The sequence below is a fragment of the Dickeya dadantii NCPPB 898 genome, from assembly GCF_000406145.1.
In the GTDB taxonomy this organism is placed as follows: Bacteria; Pseudomonadota; Gammaproteobacteria; order Enterobacterales; family Enterobacteriaceae; genus Dickeya; species Dickeya dadantii.
In genome coordinates, this window is the sequence record NZ_CM001976.1 from 4,464,038 (window position 1) to 4,489,904 (window position 25,867).

Annotated in this window: 21 protein-coding genes and 4 tRNA genes; 7 read left to right on the top strand and 18 right to left on the bottom strand. The window is 57.9% G+C overall.

What is annotated here, in order from left to right; all coding sequences use genetic code 11:
* Positions 1-22: 22 nt before the first annotated feature.
* The 4 genes from DDA898_RS20050 to DDA898_RS20065 all read left to right on the top strand — a co-directional run bounded on the left by DDA898_RS20050 (position 23) and on the right by DDA898_RS20065 (position 4,748).
* Positions 23-1,003, top strand: a complete 981-nt coding sequence (locus DDA898_RS20050) for a helix-turn-helix domain-containing protein (protein ID WP_038912157.1) — start codon at positions 23-25, stop codon at positions 1,001-1,003.
* 131 nt (positions 1,004-1,134) lie between these two features.
* Positions 1,135-2,004: a SphA family protein gene (locus tag DDA898_RS20055; RefSeq protein ID WP_167401399.1), complete on the top strand. Its 870-nt coding sequence runs from the start codon at positions 1,135-1,137 to the stop codon at positions 2,002-2,004.
* Between the two features lie 13 nt (positions 2,005-2,017).
* Positions 2,018-3,241 carry an MFS transporter gene (locus tag DDA898_RS20060; protein ID WP_038912159.1) on the top strand — a complete coding sequence of 408 codons (1,224 nt, stop codon included), beginning with the start codon at positions 2,018-2,020 and terminating at the stop codon, positions 3,239-3,241.
* A gap of 52 nt (positions 3,242-3,293) precedes the next feature.
* Positions 3,294-4,748, top strand: coding sequence for an amidase (locus tag DDA898_RS20065; RefSeq protein WP_038912160.1), 1,455 nt, complete (start codon positions 3,294-3,296; stop codon positions 4,746-4,748).
* 103 nt (positions 4,749-4,851) lie between these two features.
* Here DDA898_RS20065 and DDA898_RS20070 read toward each other — a convergent pair whose 3' ends face one another.
* The 18 genes from DDA898_RS20070 to trxA all read right to left on the bottom strand — a co-directional run bounded on the left by DDA898_RS20070 (position 4,852) and on the right by trxA (position 20,862).
* Entirely contained in the window at positions 4,852-5,187 is a 336-nt protein-coding gene (locus tag DDA898_RS20070) for a nuclear transport factor 2 family protein (protein ID WP_038912161.1), read from the bottom strand.
* Positions 5,188-5,330: 143 nt separating this feature from the next.
* Positions 5,331-5,407 (bottom strand) — tRNA-Pro (locus DDA898_RS20075).
* A 40-nt stretch (positions 5,408-5,447) separates the two neighbouring features.
* Positions 5,448-5,533: transfer RNA gene (locus DDA898_RS20080), tRNA-Leu, on the bottom strand.
* Positions 5,534-5,553: 20 nt separating this feature from the next.
* Positions 5,554-5,629: transfer RNA gene (locus tag DDA898_RS20085), tRNA-His, on the bottom strand.
* 82 nt (positions 5,630-5,711) lie between these two features.
* Positions 5,712-5,788, bottom strand: a tRNA-Arg gene (locus tag DDA898_RS20090).
* A 146-nt stretch (positions 5,789-5,934) separates the two neighbouring features.
* Complete coding sequence (thrP, locus tag DDA898_RS20095) at positions 5,935-7,329, bottom strand: bifunctional threonine/serine APC transporter ThrP (RefSeq protein ID WP_038912162.1); 1,395 nt, start codon at positions 7,327-7,329, stop codon at positions 5,935-5,937.
* Between the two features lie 313 nt (positions 7,330-7,642).
* Positions 7,643-8,380 carry a lipopolysaccharide N-acetylmannosaminouronosyltransferase gene (gene wecG, locus DDA898_RS20100; protein ID WP_038912163.1) on the bottom strand — a complete coding sequence of 246 codons (738 nt, stop codon included), beginning with the start codon at positions 8,378-8,380 and terminating at the stop codon, positions 7,643-7,645.
* On the bottom strand, positions 8,377-9,717 hold the full coding sequence (gene wzyE, locus DDA898_RS20105; RefSeq protein ID WP_038912165.1) for an ECA oligosaccharide polymerase: 1,341 nt from the start codon (positions 9,715-9,717) through the stop codon (positions 8,377-8,379). The genes wecG and wzyE overlap by 4 nt, the downstream gene beginning before the upstream one ends.
* Entirely contained in the window at positions 9,710-10,795 is a 1,086-nt protein-coding gene (locus DDA898_RS20110) for a TDP-N-acetylfucosamine:lipid II N-acetylfucosaminyltransferase (protein WP_038912166.1), read from the bottom strand. Before DDA898_RS20110 ends, wzyE begins: the two co-directional genes overlap by 8 nt.
* Positions 10,792-12,042, bottom strand: coding sequence for a lipid III flippase WzxE (gene wzxE / locus DDA898_RS20115; RefSeq protein WP_038912167.1), 1,251 nt, complete (start codon positions 12,040-12,042; stop codon positions 10,792-10,794). Before wzxE ends, DDA898_RS20110 begins: the two co-directional genes overlap by 4 nt.
* Positions 12,042-13,172: a dTDP-4-amino-4,6-dideoxygalactose transaminase gene (rffA, locus tag DDA898_RS20120; RefSeq protein ID WP_038912168.1), complete on the bottom strand. Its 1,131-nt coding sequence runs from the start codon at positions 13,170-13,172 to the stop codon at positions 12,042-12,044. Before rffA ends, wzxE begins: the two co-directional genes overlap by 1 nt.
* A 48-nt stretch (positions 13,173-13,220) precedes the next feature.
* A complete protein-coding gene (gene rffC, locus DDA898_RS20125) occupies positions 13,221-13,925 on the bottom strand; it encodes a dTDP-4-amino-4,6-dideoxy-D-galactose acyltransferase (RefSeq protein ID WP_038912169.1) in 705 nt (234 codons plus the stop codon).
* A gap of 47 nt (positions 13,926-13,972) precedes the next feature.
* Positions 13,973-15,238, bottom strand: a complete 1,266-nt coding sequence (gene wecC, locus DDA898_RS20130) for a UDP-N-acetyl-D-mannosamine dehydrogenase (RefSeq protein WP_038912170.1) — start codon at positions 15,236-15,238, stop codon at positions 13,973-13,975.
* Positions 15,235-16,365: a non-hydrolyzing UDP-N-acetylglucosamine 2-epimerase gene (gene wecB / locus DDA898_RS20135; protein ID WP_038912172.1), complete on the bottom strand. Its 1,131-nt coding sequence runs from the start codon at positions 16,363-16,365 to the stop codon at positions 15,235-15,237. The genes wecC and wecB overlap by 4 nt, the downstream gene beginning before the upstream one ends.
* 86 nt (positions 16,366-16,451) lie before the next feature.
* Complete coding sequence (wzzE, locus tag DDA898_RS20140) at positions 16,452-17,486, bottom strand: ECA polysaccharide chain length modulation protein (protein ID WP_038912173.1); 1,035 nt, start codon at positions 17,484-17,486, stop codon at positions 16,452-16,454.
* 71 nt (positions 17,487-17,557) lie between these two features.
* A complete protein-coding gene (gene wecA, locus DDA898_RS20145) occupies positions 17,558-18,631 on the bottom strand; it encodes a UDP-N-acetylglucosamine--undecaprenyl-phosphate N-acetylglucosaminephosphotransferase (RefSeq protein WP_038912670.1) in 1,074 nt (357 codons plus the stop codon).
* Between the two features lie 223 nt (positions 18,632-18,854).
* Positions 18,855-20,114, bottom strand: a complete 1,260-nt coding sequence (gene rho, locus DDA898_RS20150) for a transcription termination factor Rho (RefSeq protein ID WP_012886501.1) — start codon at positions 20,112-20,114, stop codon at positions 18,855-18,857.
* Positions 20,115-20,535: 421 nt separating this feature from the next.
* Positions 20,536-20,862, bottom strand: a complete 327-nt coding sequence (trxA, locus tag DDA898_RS20155) for a thioredoxin TrxA (protein ID WP_038912174.1) — start codon at positions 20,860-20,862, stop codon at positions 20,536-20,538.
* 119 nt (positions 20,863-20,981) lie between these two features.
* On the opposite strand from trxA, the gene rhlB reads away from it, so the two are divergent.
* The 3 genes from rhlB (at position 20,982) to DDA898_RS20170 (ending at position 25,811) form a co-directional block, all read left to right on the top strand.
* Positions 20,982-22,268: an ATP-dependent RNA helicase RhlB gene (rhlB, locus tag DDA898_RS20160; protein ID WP_013319860.1), complete on the top strand. Its 1,287-nt coding sequence runs from the start codon at positions 20,982-20,984 to the stop codon at positions 22,266-22,268.
* A 7-nt stretch (positions 22,269-22,275) separates the two neighbouring features.
* Positions 22,276-23,772: an exopolyphosphatase gene (gene ppx, locus DDA898_RS20165; RefSeq protein ID WP_038912671.1), complete on the top strand. Its 1,497-nt coding sequence runs from the start codon at positions 22,276-22,278 to the stop codon at positions 23,770-23,772.
* A 218-nt stretch (positions 23,773-23,990) separates the two neighbouring features.
* Positions 23,991-25,811, top strand: coding sequence for a glycosyl hydrolase family 28 protein (locus DDA898_RS20170; RefSeq protein ID WP_038912175.1), 1,821 nt, complete (start codon positions 23,991-23,993; stop codon positions 25,809-25,811).
* Positions 25,812-25,867 lie beyond the last annotated feature (56 nt).

Sequence of the window (25,867 nt, forward strand, 5' to 3'; positions counted from 1 at the left end):
GGTTTACTGGCTGGAGGCCAACATGGAATCTGTCGTTTTTTCCAGACCGGCAAATGCATCCGCGTCGTTAAGTCATCTGCGCTCATCCAATATTGAAGAGCACGCTGCCGGCATGACCGGCTGGTCATTGCAGTACAATCAACTGACACCGGGGAAATTTTCCGGTCGGTTGACGGTCCTGGAGCTGGAGGGCATTCAGTTCGTCCGGGATCGCGTCAATCTGGCGTTATTCAAAAGCGGCCAGGCCAGAAAAGAGCTGCTGTTCACTTTTCCTCTGCATGCTCCCTGCGCCGATTTTTACTGCGCTGGGCACCAAATCAACCGCCACAGCCTGCTGGTGGCGCCATCCGCTTCGCTGCCGGATCTGCGCGCGCCGGAACACATTGATTTGTTGGCCATCAGCGTGGACGCAGCCTGCTTTACCACCCTGTTCGACGACGCAGATGACCGGGCGTTGAATACGCCGCAGGTATTCCCGCTTAATGACCCTGACAACCTGACCCGCTGGCAAATGCTAAGCGACAGCCTTGACGAAGAAAGCCGGCGCAACGCGACACTGCTGGACTTCACGGCTATCCGTAAAGGGCTGCGCGATACGCTGTTGATTTCCCTGTCGGATATGGTGGGGCATTCGCAGGCGCTGAGGCTAACCGGCAGCGCCAAAAAGCGCATCGTGGACCGGGCGCAGGAGTATATGCTGACCCACTGCGAAAACCCGCCCTCGATTCTGGAGCTGTGCAAACACGCCGGCGCCAGCCGCCGCAAACTTCAGTATTGTTTCCAGGAAACGCTGGGCATCAACCCGGTAAGTTATCTGCGCGTGCTGCGCCTCAATGGAGTACATCGTGACCTGCTAAAGGGCGCACCTTCGGTGCAAGATGTCGCCTACGGCTGGGGATTCTGGCATCTTAGCCGCTTCGCCAACGACTACCGCCGACTGTTTGGCGAACCGCCCTCCGCCACGCTGGCCCGTAGCCGTCACAACTGTGCTAATTTCGGCTAACATTGTTTCATCTTCATTACCTACGCTGACCAACAACAAATACAGCGAAAAGGAATATGAAGATGAATTTTCTCAGCAATATCTCGTCATTTATTCGCAATTTATTAATATTTTCGACACTTTCGACAATAATGACCGGTGTGGCTCAGGCGGCTGAAAACGGCACCCCCACCACGGCCGCCGGCGTGTATGATTTCGGCACCGGTTTCCTGCCGCTCACCACGGATTTCGGCACCTTCGGCTCCCGTATCGCGTTCTATACCGCGCACACCAACCGTGACAACAACGGCAACACGCTCAACGCCCCCTTTTCATTGCAGGTACTATCGATGAGTCTGGCCTGGATGAAAATGACCGACCAGACGCTACTCGGCGGCCGCTATGGTTTCGGCCTGATCCAGCCGTTCTTCAAAATGGATATCGACATGACGGTGCCTACGCCGGCAGGCGGGCTGACGCTGCGCGACAACGTATTCCGCGCAGCGGACCTACAAGTCATACCGTTGATTCTCGGCTGGACGCCCGCCCCCAATCTTGCCATCAATACCCAGTTCCAGATTCAGGCGCCAACCGGCGACTATGACCGCAACCGTCTGGTTTCTCCGGGGCTAAACCACTGGGTTTTCTCTCCCATCATCAACGCCACCTATATTACGTCCAGTGGGTTCGAGGTTTCCTCCAGCCTGGAGGTGGATGTCAACACGCAAAATCATGCCACCGATTACCGCAACGGCGTCGAATACCGCTACGAATATGCGCTGGGGCAACATATCGGTGCCTGGACAGTCGGCGTCGGCGGTTATTACTACAACCAGTTCAGCGACGACAGCAGCCCGACGCTGACACAGGGTATCCGCTCACGGACCTTCGCCTATGGCCCGGCGGTCAGCTATTTCACCCCCAAAGGTCCGGCAATTTGGGTACACGCCTATAAGGAAAACTATTCCCGCAACCGCAGCGAAGGCTACACCCTCGCCTTTCGCATCGCACAAAGCTTCTGACGGAGACGCCATCATGCAGTCAATACTGACTACCCCGGCCGAAGGACGAATTCCGCGCGCCAGCCGCGAAGGGCTAATACTGATCCTCGGCGGCAGCCTGACCATCATGGGTTCGGTGATGATCGCTGCGGTGATGCCGAAGATCGACGCCGAGTTCGGCCCGCGCACACCGGCCGCCGACGTGCTGGTTCCATTGGCTATCACCGGCCCGGCGCTGGCGATGGCGCTGTTTTCCCCGCTGGTCGGCTGGCTGGCCGACCGTTTCGGCCGCAAAAATTTGCTGATTCTGGCTACTGTGCTGTACGCCGTCACCGGTATGCTGCCGGCATTACTGGACGACCTCGGCAGCATCGTACTGAGCCGTCTGGTATTCGGTTGCGCTGAAGCCGCCATCATGACCTGTTGCACCACATTGATTGCCGATTACTGGCACGGCCAGGAGCGAGGGCGCTTCGTCAATCTACAGGTGGTATCCATCGGGATTGTCGGTGCGTTGTTCTTTGTCATCGGCGGAGCACTCGGCGAGCACAGCTGGCGCCTGCCTTTTTATCTGTATCTGCTGCCGCTGTTGCTGGTGCCCGCCATGATCGGCGTGCTGTGGGAACCTCAGGTGAAACCGCGCGCCAGACAAAAACAACCGGAGGCCGGTCAGCCGACGGTGTCCGGTACCCTGCTGGCCAACTACCTGCTGGTGTCTGGCGGTATGGTGCTGGCGTTTGTGGTGCCGGTGCAAACGCCGGCGCTGCTCGTGCAGAAAGGTATCACTTCCAGCACGCTGATCGGGCTGTCCGCCGGACTCGGCCTGCTGGCATCACTTGTCGGTTCGCTGCTGTGGCCCTGGTTTCGCCATCGTGTGGGGATCGCGGGCGTTAATACTTTACTGCTCACGCTGGAAGGAGTCGGCTTATGGCTGCTGGTGCATGCTGGAGATTACCCACAAGTACTGCTGGCGGTGTCCGTGCACGGTATCGGCGTCGGTATGCTGGTCCCCAATACGATGCTGCCGGTCATGAATGCGTTATCCGAGCGGCATCGGGGTAAAGGCCTCGGCGTATTTACCGGTTGTCTGTATATCGGGCAATTCATCAGCCCATTGGTTGTCGCCGTCATAGCGAATGTTGCGCACAACATCCAGGGATCGATCCAATTATTGTCTGTCGCCAGTCTGGCAGGCGCGCTGGCATGGCTGTTCACCGGTCTGAAACGCCAATCCGCCCAGATCGCCAAAGACAAATAACAGCTGATTATAAAAACCAATTAAAAGAGTCAGATACATAAGGAGGCGTTACGTGAAACACATCCATCAGTTACTGGACACACAGGATGGCGTCGGGCTGGCCGGTTTGGTGACATGCGGCGAAGTCAAGCCTGCGGAACTGGTTGAAGCCGTGATTGAACGTCTGGAACAAGTCAACCCCAGCCTCAATGCGGTGGCCGAACCGCTTTACGACAGCGCCCGACACGCCGCCCGCACGATGGAGATCGCTCAGGGCGGCGCGCTGGCAGGCGTTCCTACGCTGGTCAAAGACCTGTTTACCGCGGTGAAAGAAGCAAGAATGACCAACGGTTCGCTGGCACCGGGCGAAACATATCCCGGACTCGACGATGAAATGATGCGGCGCTATCGCAAAGCGGGCATCCTGATTGTCGGTACATCTACGTCGCCGGAGTTTGGTTCTTCCTACACCACCGAATCCACCCGCTTCGGCGCCACCCGTAACCCGTGGAATACGCAACACAGCGCCGGAGGCTCCAGCGGCGGCGCTGGTGCGCTGGTAGCGGCTCGCGTGGTGCCGTTCGCCCACGGCAATGACGGCGGCGGTTCACTGCGGGTGCCGGCATCCTGCTGCGGCGTCTTCGGGCTGAAACCGACCCGGGGGCGAATGCCAAGCGGGCCGCTGGCAGGCGAAGGCTGGGCAGGGATGGGCGCACCCCATGCAGTGACGCTCTCGGTACGCGACAGCGCTGCGCTGCTGGATATCGCGTCAGGGGCCGACGCAGGCGCGCCTTACGCCGCGCCATACCAAAGCGAACCTTTCATGGCGGCGCTGTCACGCCCTGCCCGCACACTGCGTATCGCGCTGGTCGAACATCTCTCCCCCTGGGTTACCAGCGAACAAGCGCTAAGCGCCGTCCGGCACACCGCCAGGCTGTGCGAACGCCTGGGCCACCAGGTCGATGTGGCGACGCTCCCGGTGACGGCGGAAAAATTCTTCAGCGATGCCTTTACCATTATCAGCGTCAACACGCAGGAATACGTCGATCTGCTCGGCCATATGCGGGGAGCGCCGGTCAGGCCGGAAGAACTGGAGCCCAGAACTCGGGTCATGTTACGTGAACGCGGCCGTCAGTCTGGCGTCGAATACGTGGCGGCGGTTAACGCCATGCATGCGCTAGGCCGACAGTTTGCCGGATTCATGCAGGATTATGATCTGATCCTGACGCCGACGCTGACTCGTGAACCGACGCCGATCGGCACACTGGATGCGTTTGACGATCGGCTCACCGTGGACGATATCATTGAAGGCTTCCACCGTTATTGCCCGTTTACCGCGCTATTCAACGCCACCGGACAACCGGCGATGTCAGTGCCGCTTTACTGGACGCCGGGGGGCCTGCCGATCGGCTCTCATTTCGCCGCCCGCTTTGGCGACGAAAACACGCTGCTGGCGCTGGCGGCACAGCTGGAGCAGGCGCAACCCTGGGCTGGCCGGGTGCCGCCGGTCAATGCGTTGTCAACATAACGCCACGTCAAAAGCGCGTTCGGCTGACTGAGGCTTACTGTTATAAAAAAGACCGCCGGAGCGGTCTTTTTTATACACTGCGAACGCCACCGCATTCGCATAATTACGCAAAATAGAACCATGCCGTCGCAATCAATCCGTCTTTGACTTCAAACACCGCGATGCTTTCGATCGGTTCAGGTTCTATGCCGTAAATCTTTTCATGATCAAAAACATGGTTACCCAGCACCGTGCGGGACACCAGCTCGGCTCGCAGCGCCGGGTTATTGAACCGGTGGTCGCGATAGAAGGTTTCCAGCGCGGCTTTTCCCTCCATGGACGAGTTTTCGGATGGCATGCGGTAAGCCCGGAAGTCGTCGTGGAAACAGGCGACAAAAGCGGTCAGGTCATGGGCGTTGTAGGCGGCAAACTGTTTTTCAACCGGATCGATGATTGACATAGCACTCTCCATTTAAATGCAATAATCATGAATAAAAATTCAATTCGACGTAATACACCAGTCAGCGGTGGAAAGCAAATCCGGCGGGAAAAACCATAAAAAAAACGGCAGCCCATTTGGGCTGCCGTTTCTTAAGAATAGGATGGTCGGCGAGAGAGGATTCGAACCTCCGACCCACTGGTCCCAAACCAGTTGCGCTACCAAGCTGCGCTACTCGCCGATCCCGATTTAGAACACGTACATTACTGCTGTTGTTTGTGTGGTGCGAAGAGAGGGACTTGAACCCTCACGTCCGAAGGACACTAACACCTGAAGCTAGCGCGTCTACCAATTCCGCCACCTTCGCCTGTCACAAACTTTAAAATTTGGGGTGGCTAATGGGACTCGAACCCACGACAACTGGAATCACAATCCAGGGCTCTACCAACTGAGCTATAGCCACCATATACCACTGCTTTACTACGTATTCCAGTACTCAACTTACGGGGTAATAAGTACCTCCGCAGCTCCCGCACTCAATTTAATGGTGCGCCCGACAGGATTCGAACCTGAGACCTCTGCCTCCGGAGGGCAGCGCTCTATCCAGCTGAGCTACGGGCGCATAGCGCCGTTGCGGGTGGGGATAGTACGGATTTAATATGGGCCTGTCCAGTGCTTTTTCACAGAAATGATGCGTTTGCTTATGCTTTGCTCATTTGAGCTCAAAACCCGCTTCAATCCACCGTCACCACCCGCCGTTAGCCGCGATTACTCGGCTTCCGTTTGCATTTCCGGCTGTTTTTTACCGAGCCCCAGCACAACGTAAAACAAGCTGACCGCGGCCAGGAAAATACCGCCGACCACCAGCGACATACGCGTGTCCTCATTGATGTACATCCCGACCAGCACGCAGAGCAGAAACGCCATCGTCAGGTAGTTCACCCACGGGAACAGGATCGACTTGAACGGATGGCCAGCGAGCGCCGACTGATGCTGCTGACGGAAACGCAACTGGCTTATCAGCACCACAAACCAGGGAATCATCCCCGGCAGCACGCTGGCGCTGTACACGTACACGAACACTTTTTCCGGATTGGGGATAAGGTAATTCAGCGCCGAACCGGCCACCAGGCACAGGATGGACACCATCACCCCAATAGCCGGCACGCCGCCCGCCGTCACCCGGCCCAGCGCCGCCGGCAACTGACGGTTGTTGGCCAGCGAATAGAGCATACGCCCGCAGCTGTACATGCCGCTATTGCAACCGGACAACGCCGCCGTCAGCACCACGAAGTTGATGATGCCTGCCGCAGCGGTGATACCGATTTTGGCGAAGGTCAGCACAAACGGGCTGCCGGACGTGCCGATCTCATTCCACGGGAAAATGGTCACAATCACGAAAATGGCGCCGACATAGAAAATCAGGATACGCCACAGGATATTGTTGATCGCCCGCTTCAGCGTCACCTGCGGGTTGCGGGCTTCACCAGCGGTAATGCCGACCAGTTCCACCCCCTGATAGGAGGCCACCACCAGACAGAGCGCAAACAGCAGCCCTTTCCAGCCGCCCGCCAGGAAACCGCCATGCTCGGTCAGGTTAACAAAACCGGTGGCTTGGCCGTGGTTGCCGATGCCGAAGAAAATGATGCCGACGCCCACCACAATCATCACCACAATGGTGGTGATCTTGATCATCGAGAACCAGAACTCGATTTCACCATACAGCCGCACCGCCGCCAGATTGGCCGCCGCCACCAGCGCCACGGCGCCGATCGCCGGTATCCACTGCGGCAAGGTCGGGAACCAGTACTGCACATACACGCCGATGGCGGTAATTTCCGAAATGCCGACCGCCATCCACATAAACCAATACCCCCACGCCGTGAGATAGCCGAAGAACGGACTCAGGTAATTGTGGGCGTAAACCGCGAACGAACCGGTCACCGGTTCCAAAAACAGCATTTCCCCCATCGACCGCATGATGAAGAACACAAAAATGCCTGCCACGATATAGGCCAGCAGCACGGACGGCCCGGCCCATTTCAGGGCGCTGGCCGCCCCCATGAACAAGCCCACGCCGATGGTGCCGCCCAGCGCGATAAGCTCGATATGTCGCGCTTCCAGCCCACGGTGGAGCTTGTCTTGTTTTTCTATATTTACCATATAACCTCTGTCTTTAATGGTTCCTTTTTACGCCGGCATCAAAAGCGTTATTGTTTTATACCCGTCATGTTTCACATGGGTATACCGGCTCTCTCCCGGCAAAGCATTACCGCTCCCCGACCGGAAAAACGGCCGAGAAGATACCGCAATGCAAACCGGATTCCTACCCTTCCTGTACCCGGACATGATGAAATAAACAGCGCAGGCAGACCTTGATCACAACGATAAAGCGGTAAAAAAAGTGGTACGACGGGCAGCAAGCGCGAAGCCAGGCCGCCGTCGCCATACCAGCCAGCACCGTATTGAAACGCGCCTAGAGTTTGCCGCCGAAATGCCAGACCAGATAGCGCAACAGTTTGAACTGGCGGCGAAAACGGCTGGGTTGCGTCAGCAAGCGGTACAACCATTCCACCCCGTAACGCCGCCACGCCGGCGGCGCGCGTTTGACCTGCCCGGTAAACACATCGTAAGTACCGCCCACGCCCATATAAAGCGCGGCGGGATACAGCCGACGGCAATCACGCATCAACAACTCCTGCCGCGGCGACCCCAGTGCCACCGTCACCAGTTGCGCGCCACTGTCGCGCACGCGTTCCAATACCGCCTGACGCTGTTCCGGCGCGAAATAACCGTCCTGCGTTCCGACAATGTTGACCTGCCACTGCTCACGCAGCTTGCGCTCGGTTTCCGCCAGCACCGCCGGTTTACCACCGAGCAGAAACACCGGCGTTCCCAACTGCCCGGCGCGCTGCATCAGCGCCTCCCACAGATCGGCGCCGGCGATACGCTGCACCTGAGCGCCCGGATATTTGCGGCGAATGGAACACACCACGCTGATGCCGTCGGCATAGTTGCAATTTCCCTCCTGCAACATCAGTTCACGCAGCGACGCATCGCGGTCGGCGGCCATCACCTTTTCGGCATTAATGGCAATCAGCGTTCCCGGGTGCGGCGAGCCGCCCGCAAACAGCGCCGACACACACTGGTCCATGTCCCGAAAACCCTGCACCGGGATGCCGCGAATGCGGTACTGCGGCTGTGCATCATTCATTCCGTTTCTCCTTGAGATGGCGCGCGGGCGGCAACCGCGCCGGCGCGCAACAACAGCCAGTACAGCAATTTAGCCGCCAGCAGGCAGACAGCGAAAACCAGACAGAAAAACACCACCCGTGAGACAAACGCATCCAGCCCTTCACGCACCAGCACGATCAGGTTAAAAACCGCGCCAAAGCAGAACGCCTGCAACACGGCGGACAGATAGCGGTTTTCCGCCTGCCGCCCATAGTGGTAAAGGCCATCAAACCCTTTGATAAGCAACCCGACCGCGACCGCGCCGGCCGGAATCAGCAGCGGTCCGTCCATGATCAGCAGCGAACCGAGCAAGGTCGGCGATATCGCCAGCCCGGCATGATAATTCAGCACTTCCCAGGTGAAATAGTTGGCGCTGTTAAGCACCAGCGCCGGTCGATCCGGCCACAGCCAGGCGGGAATAAAGACATAGAAATCCCGTACGATGGGCGCCAACCCCTGTAGCGTGATCTGGTCGAGATGTTGCCATAGCATGGCCAGATTTTCCCACGGCGAAAAGGTATCCCGCGTCAGATACAAAAAGGTGTAGAACGCCTCTTCGCCCTGTACGTCCAGACCGTAGCGCTTGAGCGCCAGCCAGAACATCGCCACGATACCGCCGCCGCCCGCCGCCGCCAGCATCCACCAGGCAATCCAACCGCGTTGCAGGCCAATAAACAGAAACAGGGCGAAGGCGATGATGATATTGGCACGGGTGCCGCCCACCAGTAGGTAGGTCAACCCACCAAACGCGACGGTCGTCAGCAGGAAAATCAACCAGGCTCGCCGGGTCTGGTGCAGGAAATACCACATCAGCATGGCGGGAATAAAGAAGTAGAAGAAGCGCTTCAGGGCGACGCCGGCGACGTCGCGAGAGAAAATCTGGCTATAGGAGCTGAGTTTGAACAACAACAGGCCATTGTTGGCAAAGAACACTGCTGCGGTCACCAGCGCCACCAGCGCCAGCAATCCAGCGGTGAGAAGCGCTTCCAGCCGCGTCATGGTCAACGGCAATGGGCGTGATACCGGCGGCGCGGACCGCAGCCGGGTTTTATAACTGACATAATAAATGACGTAAAACGCCGTGGCGGACAGCAGCGCCAGCAGCAGGTTCAGCGGTGAGGCCGTCTCCACCCCGAAGCGAAATGTCAGTAAGGCGGTTAACGGAAAGCCGAAATAGAACGTCAGCAGATACAACAGGGAAAACAACACGTTGAAGTTGAAACGCCAGCGGCGGAATTCACGCCCGCTCAGCCACAGCACCACGCCGCCACCGCCCAGCCAAACCAGCCACAACCCGAAAAACGCCCACTCAGTCATCACAGTCTCCCGCCACCAGTGACAACGCCTGCCGCCACCCTTGTTCATAGCCGGGGCTGAAGAACGCAATCTGCCGGGTATCGATGTGCGCCAGTTGCTCGCGGGCGTCACGCACCATCGCCTGATTCAGCGTCTCCTCGCCAAGCAGCACCGGCAGGCGCTGTTGCGACAAATCAAGCCGGAACGGGTTATGACGACTGATGACGAACGGTACGCCCAGTTGGATCAGCAAACACAGGGTGCCAATCCCCTGCTGGCGGTGAAACAGGAAGTAGCCGAGATCGCAGGTGCGCAGCAACGCCAGATAGTCATCGAACGCCAGTGATTCACGCAACACCCGGCAACGGTCAGCGCCGAACAACGCCAGCCCGTGCTGCGCCACCTGCTCAATGTAGGCATGGTTGCCGGCCGGATACCCCATCGGCACGATCACCCGCGCCTGCACGCCAAACTGACGATGAATGGCATCAAGCGCCGCCAGATGGCGGTTGCTGCGATCGCCGGAGTTGCCGACCAGAATAGTCAGCAGCGCGTCCGGCGCTTTTTCATGTGGACTCGCCGCATGCAGGCTCATGCGGGTGGGGAAATAGAGCAGCGACGTCGCCGCGGCCGGATATCGCCGCCGGAAATAGTCGATGTCGCCGCGGGTGGCGAACACCCGAGCGACCCGCCGCTGCGCCAGCCGTCGCAGACGGTAAAACCAGCGGTATCTCCAGCCGCGGGCTTCCTCATACAGGTCCGCGCCCCAGATGTGCCAGTACGCCTGCGTCGTGCTGATACCGCCGCACAGCAACGCCAGCCACAGCCAGGGGTTAAACTGGCCGTGAAAAAAGAAACGGACCGATCGATCTTCACGCGCCTGCACCACCACGGCACGCGCCAGTGCTTTCTGGTCAGCGAAACGCGCTATCTGCAACGCCGGATAGGCATGCCCGGAGAGTTCAGCCGCCGAGACGACCATAAACCGCCGTACCTGATGCGACGGCAGCGACGGCGCCAGCGTATCATTAAAGAAACGCAGCACCGTCTGATTATGGTGGGGAATATCCGCCCCCAGAACGTGAATAAGTGTGGTCATGCTCGCCTGCAGTACAGAATGAAAACGCCGCAACACAGCAGAAAATAGACCGCATAGGTTGCCAGATACGCCTGCGACGCGCCCAGCGCGCCATGCAATGGAATCAGCCAGCGGGAAAATCCGGTCAGCAGCAGAAACTGGCCGAGCTCAGCCAGCAAATAGAAGCGCAGCGAGGCTCTGGCAACCACCAGGTAACCAAAAACGTAAGCGCCTACTTTCAATACATCGCCTGCCAGCTGCCAGGCAAACAGGTCACGCATGGCCGAAAACGCGCTGGAAAACAGTAAGCGGATCGCCACATCGCGCCACAGCCAGATAGCTACGCCTACCGCGGTAGCCACCGGCAACACAAACCGCAACGCGCTGAGAATCTCACGCCGGACCGCGCGTTTATCCTGCAGGCGCGCCAACGCAGGCAGCAAATAAACCGTGAATGACGCGGTAATGAATTGCAGCCAGGCATCAGAAATGGTGGTGACCCCCTGCCACACCCCCACTTCCTGCCAGGAGTAATGGGTCGCCAGCAGATTTCGCATCATCACGTAACCCACCGGCAGCGTTACGGCGGTGATCAACGTCATCAGACTAAAACGGGTTAACTGACCGGCCAGCGGCCACGACCAATCAGGTGTGAGCGCTTGCAAACCTAATGGCGTTCGCCGGAACAACAGTATCAGCGCGGGCACGCACGTCAGCGCCGGCATCAGCGCCAATCCCACCAACGCGCCGGTATACGCCCCAAGCCACACGCTGACGCCGTACGCCACCGCCCCCAGCAGACTGCCGGCCATAACGGCCAGCGCGTTGCCCCGTGCATCCTGATAACCTTTCAGAATAGCCAGCAGCAGGCTGGCGCCCGCGATGCCCAGTTGCAGCCAGGCCAGCGCACGGATGGCAGGCTGGTAGGCGTCATCACCGAACAGCAGGCGCGACAGCGGCGCAGCCAGCAGCCACAACGCCAGCGTCAACAGCAGCGAGCAACCCATCGACAGCGATACCGCCGTCCCCAGCAACGGGCCGGGGCGGTTGGCATCGGGCGGGGCGGCGGCCACCGCGCGGGTTACGCCGTTGGCGATGCCCGCGCCGGCCATTACGCCCAGTACGGTGATCAACTGACGGTAGTTCCCGGCCAGCCCGACGCCTTCCGGGCCGAACGTCACCGCCAGCAGTTTGATGACCGCCAGCCCCGCGCCGATTTTGACCAGCGTGGAGGCAGCCGTCCATAACGAGGCGCGCGCCAGCGACATCAGGAAAAGAAACTCAGCGCCGAATTGATGACGGTACGCTGATCAAGGTCAGACAGGTTGTAGAACAGCGGCAGACGCACCAACCGTTCGCTTTCCCGCGTGGTATGACGGTCTTCACCGACAAAACGGCCAAACTGCCGGCCAGCCGGGCTGGAATGCAATGGAATATAGTGGAACACCGTCAGGATCTCCGCTTCTTTCATATGGCTGATGAACGCTGAACGTTCCGCTTCATTTCGCAGGCGCAGGAAAAACAGGTGGCCATTGTGGCGACAGTCCGCCGGGATCACCGGCAACGTCACCCGGCCTGCCGCCGCCAGCGGCGCGAACGCGCGCGCATAGTGTTGCCATAACATCAGGCGCCGCTCATGAATGCGCTGCGCCGCTTCCAGTTGCCCCCACAGATAAGCGGCCTGAATATCCGCCATCAGATAACTGGAGCCGATGTCGCGCCAGGTATATTTATCCGCCTGCCCACGAAAGAACTGGCTACGGTTGGTGCCTTTCTCGCGGATAATCTCGGCCCGCTCCGCCAGCTCGGGGGCGTTGATCAGCGTAGCGCCGCCTTCACCGCCCGCGGTGTAATTCTTGGTTTCGTGGAAACTGAAACAACCGATATGGCCGATGGCGCCCAGCGGCCGCTCCTGATAGCGCGACATCATCCCCTGCGCCGCATCTTCCACCACAAACAACCCGTGTTGCTGCGCCAGCGCCATGACGGCGTTCATGTCGCAGCCCACCCCGGCGTAATGCACCACCACAATCGCGCGGGTCTTGTTCGTAATCGCGGCTTCGATGCGGTTTTCGTCAAGATTGAGGGTATCCGGCCGGATGTCGACAAACACGATGGTAGCGCCGCGCAGCACGAAAGCGTTGGCGGTGGAGACAAAGGTGTAGCTCGGCATGATGACTTCGTCGCCGGGCTGGATGTTCAGCAACAACGCCGCCATTTCCAGCGACGCGGTGCAGGAAGGCGTCAGCAGTACCTTGCAACTGCCCGAATAACGTTCCAGCCACTGCTGACAGCGACGGGTAAAAGCGCCGTCGCCGCTGAGCTTGCCGCTGCGCATCGCAGCCTGCATATATTCCAGTTCTGATCCCACCACCGGCGGCGAGTTAAAAGGAATCATGTCGTCACCTGCAGAATCATCATCGGTAGAGCCATTATCGATAAACCATTATCGATAAAACCAGTAGGCCGTGCTCTCCACCCGCGCGCCGCTGCGCAGGTAGAGGCGTAACGCCGCCAGATTGCTGGTCTGGGTCGCCACCGTCAACCGGCGAATGCCGCGCTGCTGACACCAGACCCGCGCCACCTGCATCAGCCGCTGACCAATCCCTTGCCCGGTCATACCCGGCCAGGCGGACAACACGCCGATACGCGCGGTGCTGGGCGACGTCTGGCGCAACGTAACAAACCCCTGCAACGGCAAGCCCTGACCGCCCATCACCAGACAGGCATCGTCAAAGGTGCCATACACCGCTTTTTCCACCCAACGCGCATAAAAACGGCCACAATCGTCCGGGCCATACCACGGTGCCCGGAACCGGCTCAGCACAAAACTTTTTGTCGCCGCCGCGCACAGCGCCGGAATATCCCCTGCCTCCGCCTCCCGCACGCCAACGGCGAACATGGCCCGGGCGACAGGCACGACCGGCATACTGAAATCCATCTCGCCTTCCGCCAGCCGAAACCCCAGCGCCGATAGCGCATCCGCCGTCGCCAGATCGTTGGCCGCCAGCTTAGCCTGGCATAACTCATAGCGATCCAGATCGGCGAGGGTTAACGGCGGTGCGGTCTCCTGAAAACTCAACCGCCCGCTGATACGCTGAAAAAAATCGCTTTCCCAGACCAGAGGTTCAATCTCAGCACGAACAGGCATAGGTCACTCCGGTTAACGCAGAATCCACAGCCGTCACCACGTCGCCTTCACCGCCAGACGCCTTTGGTGTCCACCACCCAACGTTGCGCCACCTGTTCAGGGGCAATCGCCCTGAACTGCCGGTGATCCACCAGCAAAACCAGGACGTCCGCTTCACTCAGCGCCCGATCGATATTCACCAGCCCGGCTTTTTCCTGCAAGCCAGGCGGTAACTGCCGGATATGAGGCTCGACCACCCAGGTCGTCCCGGCATGCCATTCGGCAATCTGCCCGGCGATCGCCAGCGCCGGACTCTCGCGAAGATCTTCCACATCGGGCTTGAACGCCAGCCCCAGACAGGCGATGCGCAGATCGCAGGCCCGTTGGTTTCCCTGCGCCAGCGCCTCCGCCACCATGACTTTCACCTGCTCCACCACCCAGCGGGGCTTGGCGTCATTCACCTCGCGGGCGGTGCGAATCAGACGCGCCTGCTGCGGATGCTGCGATACGATAAACCAGGGATCGACCGCGATGCAGTGACCGCCCACGCCCGGCCCCGGTTGTAAAATATTGACGCGCGGATGGCGATTAGCCAGGCGAATCAGCGCCCACACATCGATCTGCTGTTCGGCGCAAATCAGCGACAGCTCATTGGCGAACGCGATATTGACGTCCCTGAAGCTGTTTTCCGTCAGTTTGCACATTTCAGCGGTTCGCGAGTCCGTCATCGCACACTCGCCGTCGAGCAGGAACAGGCGATACAACTCGCTGGCCCGCGCCGAGCAACGCGGCGTCATCCCGCCAATCACCCGATCCTGGCTGAGCAGTTCTTCCATAATGCGGCCGGGCAACACCCGTTCCGGGCAATAGGCAATGCGGATATCCGATGCCTCGCCGGCCTGCTGGGGAAAGCTCAGATCCGGCCGCGCCTGCGCCAGCCAGCGCGCCATCTGCTCGGTGGTACCGACCGGCGACGTCGACTCCAGAATCACCAGATCCCCCGGTTTCAGCACCGGCGCCAGCGACAGGGCGGCGGCTTCCACAAACGAGACATCAGGCCGATGGTCCGCTTTTAACGGGGTCGGCACCGCGATAAGAAAGGCCTGCGCCGATACCGGCCGACTGCCGGCCTGCAAATATCCTTGCGCCACCGCCGCCTGCACCGCCTGCGCCAGTCCCGGCTCCGCAATATGAGTATGGCCCCGGTTGATGCTCTCCACCACGTGCGGGTTCACATCCACACCAAAAACAGACTGTTGCCGCGAGGCCAACAGCGTAGCGGTCGGTAGGCCGATATACCCGAGACCCAGCACACAAATGCGATTAAAACTCATGCGGTCACCCGGTGTTGTTTCAAAACGGAGAGAATTCGTTGGCTGGCCAAGCCGTCGCCATAAGGGTTATGCGCATAGCTCATCGCCTGATAAACGGCAGCATCCGCCAGCAGTTGGGAAACCTCGCGGATAATCGTCACGGTATCGGTGCCCACCAGCCGGACGGTGCCGGCGGCCAACGCTTCCGGCCTTTCGGTGGTCTCCCGCATCACCAGCACCGGTTTTCCGAGCGAAGGCGCTTCTTCCTGAATCCCTCCCGAATCCGTCAGGATCAGCCAGGCGCGATTCATCAGGTAGACGAAAGGCAAATAGTCCTGCGGCGCGATCAGAAACACGTTATCGATACCGCTGAGAATACGTTGCACCGGCTCCAGTACGTTGGGGTTGCGGTGTACCGGATAAACGATCTGAATATCCGGATGATGGCGGGCGAGCGCCGCCAGCGCGTGACAAATTCGCTCCATCCCTTCGCCAAAGCTTTCCCGCCGATGGCTGGTAACCAGAATCATTTTCCGCTCCGGCTCCAGAAAGGCGTACTTTTCCTGCAACTGGTCACGCAATGCCGCGTCGCGGGCGATCAGATCCCGCACCCAGAATAAAGCGTCAATCACCGAATTGCCCGTCACCCAGATGCGGGACGGCGGGACCTGCTCCCGGCGCAAATTCTGCCGCGCGGTGATCGTCGGCGCAAAATGATAGGTCGCCAGACGACCGGTCAGCAGGCGATTAGCTTCTTCCGGCCACGGAGCCGTCAGATTACCGGTGCGCAGGCCGGCTTCGATATGCGCGACCGGAATACGATGGTAAAACGCCGCCAGGCTGGTCATCAGAGTCGTGGTGGTATCGCCGTGCACCAGCATTAGGTCAGGCTGGAACTGGGTCAACACCGGCCCCAGCCCAGAGAGGATACGGGCGGAAATCTCCACCAGCCCCTGATCCGGCTGCATAACATTGAGATCGTAGTCCGGCACAATCTCAAACAGGCGCAGTACCTGATCAAGCATGTCGCGGTGCTGCGCCGTCACACAGACTTTGGATTCAAAGAAAGCATCCTGAGCCATCGCCCGTATCACCGGCGCCATTTTTATCGCTTCAGGGCGAGTGCCAAAAACCGTCAATACTTTCACTGATGACTCTCTTTATTCCGGCTTGCCGCCACGGTAACCCATTCATTCATATCAATACTGTACTGTCTGTGCCAATCATCCCCCACTTAGCGGGAACGCCGCGCCAGCGCCAGCCCGGCGCCGACCAACAGGCCGATGCTGCCCCACATCAACAGTAGAAAACCGCGCCGTGGGCTGTCGCGCTGCACCGGCTCTTCCGGTGTATGCAGATAGCGGTAAGTCTGGAACCGGTCCGCCAGCGCAGGCCCGTTTTCAAGCATCGCCAGCGCCGCCCGTCGCGGCTCGTAATCGGCGTCGAACGTCGGCCCGCTGGCCTTCAGCATGTCCAGACTCGCCTGCAATTGCGCGCTGCCCTGTAAAAACCATTCCGAATCGGGCAGCGGCGGCGACGCCTCGTTTTTCGGTTGTACGATCCCTTGCTGGCGCGCAATAGCCAGCGCCTGCGTCAAACGCTGTAGCGTCCGGTCATAGACGGCTCGCGCCGCCGTATCCTCGCGTTGCAGCCAGGCGCGTTCAAACCGGACGCGCGCCGCCAAGCTTCCGGCCAGACTCTGATTCAGATGATTGACGGCCCGCTGGTTGGCGAACTGCACATATTGCCGCAACAGATTGCTGGCGTCTTGCGCGTTATCAGCGCCCAATTTGAGGGTATCGTTGGTTTTTTTGGCATCATCGCGCGGCATAAACTGAATATCGTTGATCAGCGCATCCAGCAGAACGGCATCCGCCTTGTCATCGCCTTTCTGGCGCGCGCGGTAATAAGCAGACTGCAGCCAGAATTCACGCCGGGTATCGTAGGCGGCGGCCTGCATCGTGAATTCGGTGTAGGCATCCGCCATAATGGCGCTGCCGTCCGGTATCGCCGCCGTCGGCGCATCCAGCGAACGCAGCCACTGCTGCTGGTCGAAGAATGTCGACAGCATGGCGGCCGTTGGTTTATCGGTTACCGCGGTGGTGCGCCATACCGGCTGCGCCAGCCAGGAATACATCAGCGCCAGCAGCGCAAACAGCGCCGCCGAGCCGACAATCCACATCTTGCCTTGCCACAGCGCCCGGCAGAGCCGGCGAATATCCAGCTCATTATCCGGCGACATCGGCTGAGGGGAGGTTTCCGGTTTCATTGCGCTCCCTGATTCGGTTTATTCACAATTCGGCCCACTCACAATTCAATTCGGTTTACTCGCCATTCGTTTTACTCGCAATAACGACGACTTCGCCAATAACGCAGAATACGCCGGACGGCTCGCGCCACCCGCCACGCCCGCTTGATGCAGTAGCCATAGCCGCCGAACGCCAGCAAAAACAGCGCCAGCATCACATACTCGGGCACCGCCAGCCATTCGCCGGCTATCCCCACCGCCGCCAGCAGCACGGCGGCCAGTGTAATCAGCAGACAAGCCTGACGGGAGGTCAGTCCCGCCCGCATCAGCAGATGATGGATATGCTGGCGATCCGGCGAGAACAGACCCGTGCCTTTACGCAACCGACGATAGACGATCGCCACCATATCCATCAGCGGAATAGCGATAACCCACAGCGCCGTCACCGGCCTGATGGCATTATCCGCGCCTTGAGAGCTCTGCAACAGCAGCCAGATCGCGGTAAAGCCGATCATGGTGCTGCCCGCATCCCCCATAAACACTTTATAACGTCGGCCCATGAGCTCAAGATTCAACAAAATGTACGGCAAGATGGCGGCAATCATGGCAAAACTCCACAACGCCAGCGCAAAACTACCGTGGTGATACAGCAGGATGCCCAATCCAGCGAACAACACGCAGGACAACCCGCCCAGCAAACCGTCAATGCCGTCCACCATGTTAAAAGCGTTAATGGCCGTCCACACCACAAACAGCGTCATGAGATAACGTACCGGCCCCAACCCGATATCCCAAAGCGGCCCCAGAATATACCCCAGACGCTGTAGCAGGATGCCGGCCAGCGCCATCATCAGGATAGCCACGGCCGCCTGTACCGCTGCCCGCACGCCGATGCTGATATCAAAGCGATCGTCCAGCACGCCAATCAGCACCAGCATACCCGCACACATCAGGTAGATCGGGAAATGGGGAATCGGTTCGGAAATGAGAACAGGCAGCAGGCAGACGCCAATGTAGACAGAAATACCGCCAACCAGCGGTACCGCGCCATGATGACGTTTGCGATAGTTTGGCCGATCAACCAGACCGGTTTTTCTCGCCACGCTGCGCGCCAGCAACAGAGAAAAGAAAGAGCACAAAAATACGGCGACTAATTGAGCACTCATCATGATTTATTCACGCTTAACAGTGCCAGAGAATACTACCGGGAATCACACCAGCCGGTGCTAATTTACCAAATTTTTCAGAAAGTTCCTGCGCGTTCGGGTAACAAAACATGATGTTGTCCGGCTCCCGACATCGCCGAAGATCAACAGCGCAGAATACAACGTACGAAACAGAAAAAAAAACGCCACGATGTCGTGGCGTTTTCTTTAGAGACTCAACCGGTTACGACCGTTTCATCATATCGAAGAATTCGTCGTTGGTTTTGGTCATCGCCAGTTTGTTGATCAGGAACTCCATCGCATCGATCTCGCCCATCGGGTGGATGATCTTGCGCAGGATCCACATTTTCTGCAGTTCCTCGGAGGTGGTCAACAGCTCTTCCTTACGGGTACCGGAACGGTTGTAGTCGATGGCCGGGAACACGCGCTTCTCGGCAATCTTACGAGACAGGTGCAGTTCCATGTTACCGGTGCCCTTGAACTCTTCGTAAATCACTTCGTCCATCTTCGAACCGGTATCGATCAAGGCCGTGGCGATGATCGTCAGGCTGCCGCCTTCTTCAACGTTACGGGCCGCGCCGAAGAAGCGTTTCGGACGGTGCAGGGCATTGGCGTCGACACCACCGGTCAGCACCTTGCCGGAGGCCGGCACCACGGTGTTGTAAGCACGCGCCAGACGGGTGATGGAGTCCAGCAGGATAATTACGTCTTTTTTGTGCTCGACCAGACGCTTGGCTTTCTCGATCACCATTTCGGCGACCTGAACGTGACGGGAGGCCGGTTCGTCGAAGGTCGACGCCACCACTTCCCCTTTCACCAGACGCTGCATTTCCGTCACTTCTTCCGGACGTTCGTCAATCAGCAGCACCATCAGCACGCAGTCAGGGTGATTGTAAGCGATGCTCTGAGCGATGTTCTGCAGCAGCATGGTCTTACCGGCTTTCGGCGGCGCCACGATCAAGCCACGCTGACCGCGGCCGATCGGCGAGGCCAGATCCAGTACGCGAGCCGTCAGGTCTTCGGTGGAACCGTTGCCGCGTTCCATACGCAGACGTGAATTGGCGTGCAGCGGCGTCAGGTTTTCAAACAGGATTTTGCTGCGGGCGTTTTCCGGCTTGTCGTAGTTGACTTCATTAACCTTCAACAGCGCGAAATAGCGTTCACCTTCTTTCGGCGGACGAATCTTACCGGAAATGGTGTCGCCAGTGCGGAGGTTGAAGCGGCGGATTTGGCTGGGAGAAACGTAGATGTCATCAGGGCCGGCGAGGTAGGAGCTGTCTGCGGAGCGGAGGAAACCAAAACCATCCTGCAATATTTCCAGCACGCCATCGCCAAAGATGTCTTCACCACTTTTCGCGTGCTGCTTGAGGATAGCGAAAATAATATCCTGTTTACGCATGCGAGCCAGATTCTCCAGCCCCATATTTTCGCCAAGAGTAATTAACTCAGACACTGGCGTATTTTTTAATTCGGTAAGATTCATAATGGTGGGTTCTTAAACTCGGGGTAAATCTCGAACTATTAACGTGAATGGTATGGCAGGAACATCCATGCCGCTTAACAGCCTTCAATCACCAGAGATCCGTGTTGCTCAGGCTGAATCGCGCTGACTCTACGCATACACACGGCAAGAGATCGAAGACACCGTAAAACTAAATTAATGTAAAACTATCAGATTGCCGGCCCGGAGACATACTAACGTGCTGTTAATGTAATGATTTCCGATCCTGACACGGGATAAAGCTTTAGATTCTAACTTCAGGCTCAAGCCTAAGGGCTCAAACTATAAGGTAAGTACGATATGCAGTATTGACGAATCTAGCACGCTTCCCGGTGGGCGTCCAGCGGTCAGAATGAGAAAATCTCATCGTACGCTGTCGCCCGGGAACAGAGTGTGTGACAGATTACAGATTGGCGTTCAGGAACTCTTTCAACTGGCCTTTGGACAGCGCGCCCACTTTGGTGGCGGCGACTTCGCCATTCTTGAACAGCAGCAGAGTCGGGATACCGCGGATGCCGTATTTCGGCGCAGTAGCCGGGTTTTCATCAATGTTGAGCTTGGCGACCGTCAGTTTACCGTCGAACTCATCGGCGATCTCATCCAGAATCGGAGCAATCATTTTACAGGGACCACACCAGTCAGCCCAGAAATCAACCAGTGTCACATGTTCAGACTGCAATACGTCCGCCTCGAAACTGTCGTCTGTCAGATGAATAATTTTATCGCTCATGTTTTACTCCGCAGGATTATCTCTACCCAGTTGGTGTAGCATTAACCAACTATTAGGTTGACTTTATTTCACTGGATACGCTTTCGTAAAGCAATAGTTAACTGATATTCTACCACGCTATGAGCAAAACACACTTAACCGAACAGAAGTTTTCCGACTTCGCACTGCATCCGCAGGTTATTGAAGCTCTTGAAAATAAAGGCTTTCATAACTGTACGCCCATTCAGGCGCTGGCGTTGCCGCTGACGCTGTCAGGGCGTGACGTGGCGGGCCAGGCGCAAACAGGAACAGGCAAGACGCTGGCGTTTCTGGCGTCTACATTTCATTATTTGCTGACTCACCCCGCTCCCGCCGAACGTCAGACCAATCAACCTCGCGCCCTGATCATGGCGCCGACCCGTGAGCTGGCGGTGCAGATCCATACCGATGCCGAAGCGCTGGCGAAGGCGACCGGTCTGCGGTTGGGGCTGGCTTACGGCGGCGACGGCTACGACAAACAGCTAAAAGTGCTGGAAGACGGCGTCGATATTCTGATCGGCACCACCGGTCGTTTAATCGATTACACCAAGCAAAACCACGTTAATATGGGCGCCATTCAGGTCGTGGTGCTGGATGAGGCCGATCGCATGTACGATCTCGGCTTTATCAAGGATATTCGCTGGTTGTTCCGCCGCATGCCGTCGGCCAATCAGCGTCTGAACATGCTGTTCTCCGCCACCTTATCCTACCGCGTGCGTGAACTGGCGTTCGAACAGATGAACAACGCCGAATACGTCGAAGTGGAACCGGAGCAGAAAACCGGTCACCGCATCAAGGAAGAACTGTTTTACCCTTCCAATGAAGAGAAGATGCGTCTGCTGCAAACGCTTATCGAGGAAGAGTGGCCGGATCGCTGCATCATCTTCGCCAACACCAAGCACCGCTGTGAAGATATCTGGGGTCATCTGGCCTCCGACGGTCATCGCGTCGGCCTGCTGACCGGCGACGTGGCGCAGAAAAAACGGCTACGCATTCTGGAAGATTTCACCCAGGGTAACCTGGATATTCTGGTGGCGACCGATGTGGCGGCACGTGGTCTACACATTCCGGCCGTGACCCACGTATTCAACTACGACCTGCCTGACGATTGCGAAGATTACGTACACCGTATCGGCCGTACCGGTCGCGCGGGCGCCAGCGGCTGCTCCATCAGTCTGGCCTGTGAAGAATACGCGTTGAATTTGCCGGCCATTGAAGACTACATCGGCCATCGTATTCCGGTGAGCAAATACAGCAGTGAAGCCCTGCTGACCGAACTGCCGGAGCCGAAGCGACTGAGTCGTCCGCGCTCTGCCGGCGGCCCGCGTCGCCCAGGCGCGCCTCGCCGCAGCGGCGCACCCCGTAACAACCGTAAACGACCGGGTTGAGTTGCTGATGCCGAGCTCTTCTTCTCTTTATGCCGCGATCGATTTAGGGTCTAACAGCTTTCACATGCTGGTCGTGCGTGAAGTGGCCGGCAGCGTACAGACACTGGCGCGCATCAAGCGTAAAGTCCGGCTGGCGGCCGGGCTGGATGCCAACAACCGCCTTTCGCCGGAAGCGATGCAGCGCGGTTGGCAATGTCTGGCGCTGTTTTCCGAACGGTTGCAGGATATCCCGCCCCAGCAGGTACGCGTCGTCGCAACGGCTACGCTAAGACTGGCGACCAACGCTGACGAATTCCTTGAACGAGCCCGGCAAATTCTGGGTCTGCCGATTCAGGTCATCAGCGGCGAAGAAGAAGCACGGCTTATCTATCAGGGCGTCGCCCATACCACCGGCGGGCCGGAACAACGGCTGGTGGTGGATATCGGCGGCGGCAGCACCGAGCTGGCGACCGGCACCGGCGCCCACCATACCCAACTATTCAGCCTGCCAATGGGTTGCGTCACCTGGCTGGAGCGTTATTTTACCGACCGCGATCTGACTCAGGCGCATTTTGATCGCGCCGAACAGGCCGCCCGCGAGATGCTGCGTCCGGTGAAAGATATCCTGCGCCAGCAAGGCTGGCAGGTTTGCGTCGGCGCATCCGGTACGGTGCAGGCGCTGCAGGAGATCATGGTGGCGCAGGGGATGGATGAATACATCACCCTCGGCAAACTGCGTCAGTTGAAACAGCGCGCGATTCAGTGCAGCAAGCTGGAAGAGCTGGAAATTGAAGGCCTGACGCTGGAGCGGGCGCTGGTATTTCCCAGCGGGCTGTCGATTCTGCTGGCTGTCTTTCAGGAGCTGGAGATCGACTCCATGACGCTGGCGGGCGGCGCGCTGCGGGAAGGGCTGGTCTACGGCATGCTGCATCTGCCGATTGAGCAGGACATCCGCTACCGCACGCTGCAAAACCTGCAGCGCCGCTATCTGCTGGATAGCGAACAGGCCCTGCGGGTCAGGCTGCTGGCGGACAACTTTCTGCAGCAGGTGGCGCGCGACTGGCAGCTGGACGGTCGATGTCGAGAGTTACTGGGCAGCGCCTGTCTGATTCATGAAATCGGCCTGAGCGTCGATTTTCGCCAGGCGCCGTTGCATGCGGCCTATCTGGTCCGCAACAGCGACCTGCCCGGTTTCACGCCCGCTCAGAAAAAATTGCTGGCGACACTCCTGCAAAACCAGAGCAACACTATCGACCCTATCCCGCTAACCCAACAAAACGCCCTGCCGGTCAATCTGGCGCAGCGGCTTTGCCGCCTGCTGCGTCTGGCGATCATCTTTGCCAGTCGCCGCCGCGACGACACGCTGCCGGCGGTCAGACTACGGGTGGAAGGAGAAAGCCTGCGTGTCATTCTGCCCGCCGGCTGGCTCGACCGACACCCGTTGAGAACCGAAACCCTGTCGCAGGAAAGCCTGTGGCAGAGCTATGTTCACTGGCCGCTCATCATCGAAGAACACACGGTCTGACGCAAAAAACTGCCTGACATAAAAGGCTACCCAGAGCAAAAGAGGGTAACAATTGGTTACCCTTCCCTCTCATCCCGTGGCCTATCCTTTGGGCTGTTCCAAAAAATAAAGAAATCTTATACCTATTTTTATAAAACGTGATTTCTTAAAAATTCGCACATCATCCCGGATGGAATGCTAACCAACCGATTGATTTCGAAAAAATTTAAGGAAAACAGATGAAAGCCATTAGACTTTCTCAGTGCCATGCCCTGGCGCTGACCGCAACTGTATGCTTGTTCACCAGCCAGGCGCTGGCGATGCCAACAAACGAGCAAACCCCGCCAGCCTTACAGGCGCTTACCCCCTCCCTCGATAACCACAGCGTGGTGTTGGTTTGGAAGGCGCCAGAAGACACATCCGATATTATCGATTATCAAATTTACCAGGATAATCAGTTTGTTGGACTCGCCAGTCAGAATAGCAATCAGCACTCGCCAGCCCAACCCTACATCAACATGTTTTATAAAAACGACACCGGTAATTTCCAACACCGAATCGTGATACAAAGCGCGAAGATCGACGGTCTGCAACCCAGCACCGATTACCACTTCACCGTGCGTGCAGTGTATACCGACAGCAGCGTTACCGCTGATAGCAACACGGTGGACATCACCACCACTGCGGTTCCCCAAACCATCGACATTACCCGGTATGGCGCTAAAGGCGACGGTACCACGCTCAATACCAGCGCGATCCAGAAAGCCATTAATGCCTGTCCTTCCGGCTGCCAGGTCAATGTTCCAGCAGGGGTATTCAAAACCGGTGCGTTGTGGCTGAAAAGCAACATGACACTGAATTTGTCACCGGGTGCAACCTTGCTTGGTTCGGAAAACGCCGCAGATTATCCAGGGGGTTACACCATTGGCAAAAGCTCAACAGATATGCGCCCAGCCTCGCTGCTGAACGTCACCGATAAAACCAGCTCTAAAGGCGGGGTCTTCCAGAATATCCGCATTACCGGCAAAGGGGCTATAGACGGCAGCGGCTGGAAACGCAGCGCCGATGGCCAGGATGAGCTGGGCAACAAACTGCCTCAGTACGTAAAGAGTACCAACGCCAACGTCAATAATGACGGCATTTTGGCGAAAAATCAGGTAGCGGCGGCGCGGGCGAAAGGCATTGACCTCAAAACCGCTTACAGCCAGTATCGTTCCAGCCTGATCACCCTGCGCGGTGCCAACAACGTTTACATCGCCGATATCACTATCCGTAATCCGGCCGATCACGGCATCGTGTTCATGAAAAGCCAGAACGTGATCGAGAACGGTGTCATTCACCAGACCTTTGATGCCAACAATGGTGATGGCGTAGAGTTCAGCAACAGTCAAGATATCACGGTATTGAATAGCGTGTTCGATACCGGGGATGACTGCATCAATTTCGCGGCGGGCTTGGGGCAGGAAGGCCAAAAACAAAGTCCGACCCAGAACGCCTCGCTGTTCAATAACTACTTCAGCCGCGGTCACGGCGCCATTGTTATGGGTAGCCATACCGCTGCCACTATCGCCAATATATTGGCGGAAAACAACGTGATGAATAAAACGGATATCGGCCTGCGCGCCAAGAGCTCGCCAGATATCGGCGGCGGAGCGCACCACGTGATATTCCGCAACAACGCGATGGCAAATCTGGCGATGCAGGCGGTTTTCGTCACGTTGAATTACGTGGACGTCAATGGCAGCGGTGTATATACCCCGGCCGACGTACCTGCCCATTTTTACGACTTTACCGTCAAAAATATCACAGTGCTGAATAGCGCTGGCATAAGTCCGTCGATTCAGATAGAGGGCAATAGCAACAAACAGGTCTGGAACAGCAATTTTAATTTCTGCGACATGAAGCTCAGCGGCATCATGCCGGCATCCGTCAGCGATCTGGAGGATAGCGAGTTCAATAATATCGCTTTCAGTGATTTGCGCGGCGGCACCTCCCCCTGGAAATTCGGCGCAGTTAAAAACGTCACGGTGGATGGGAAAGTCGTTAGCCCAAACCCTTGAATGTTAGACGTATAACCTAATCGCTATTAGCTTGATCACTATCCACCCGATCAACT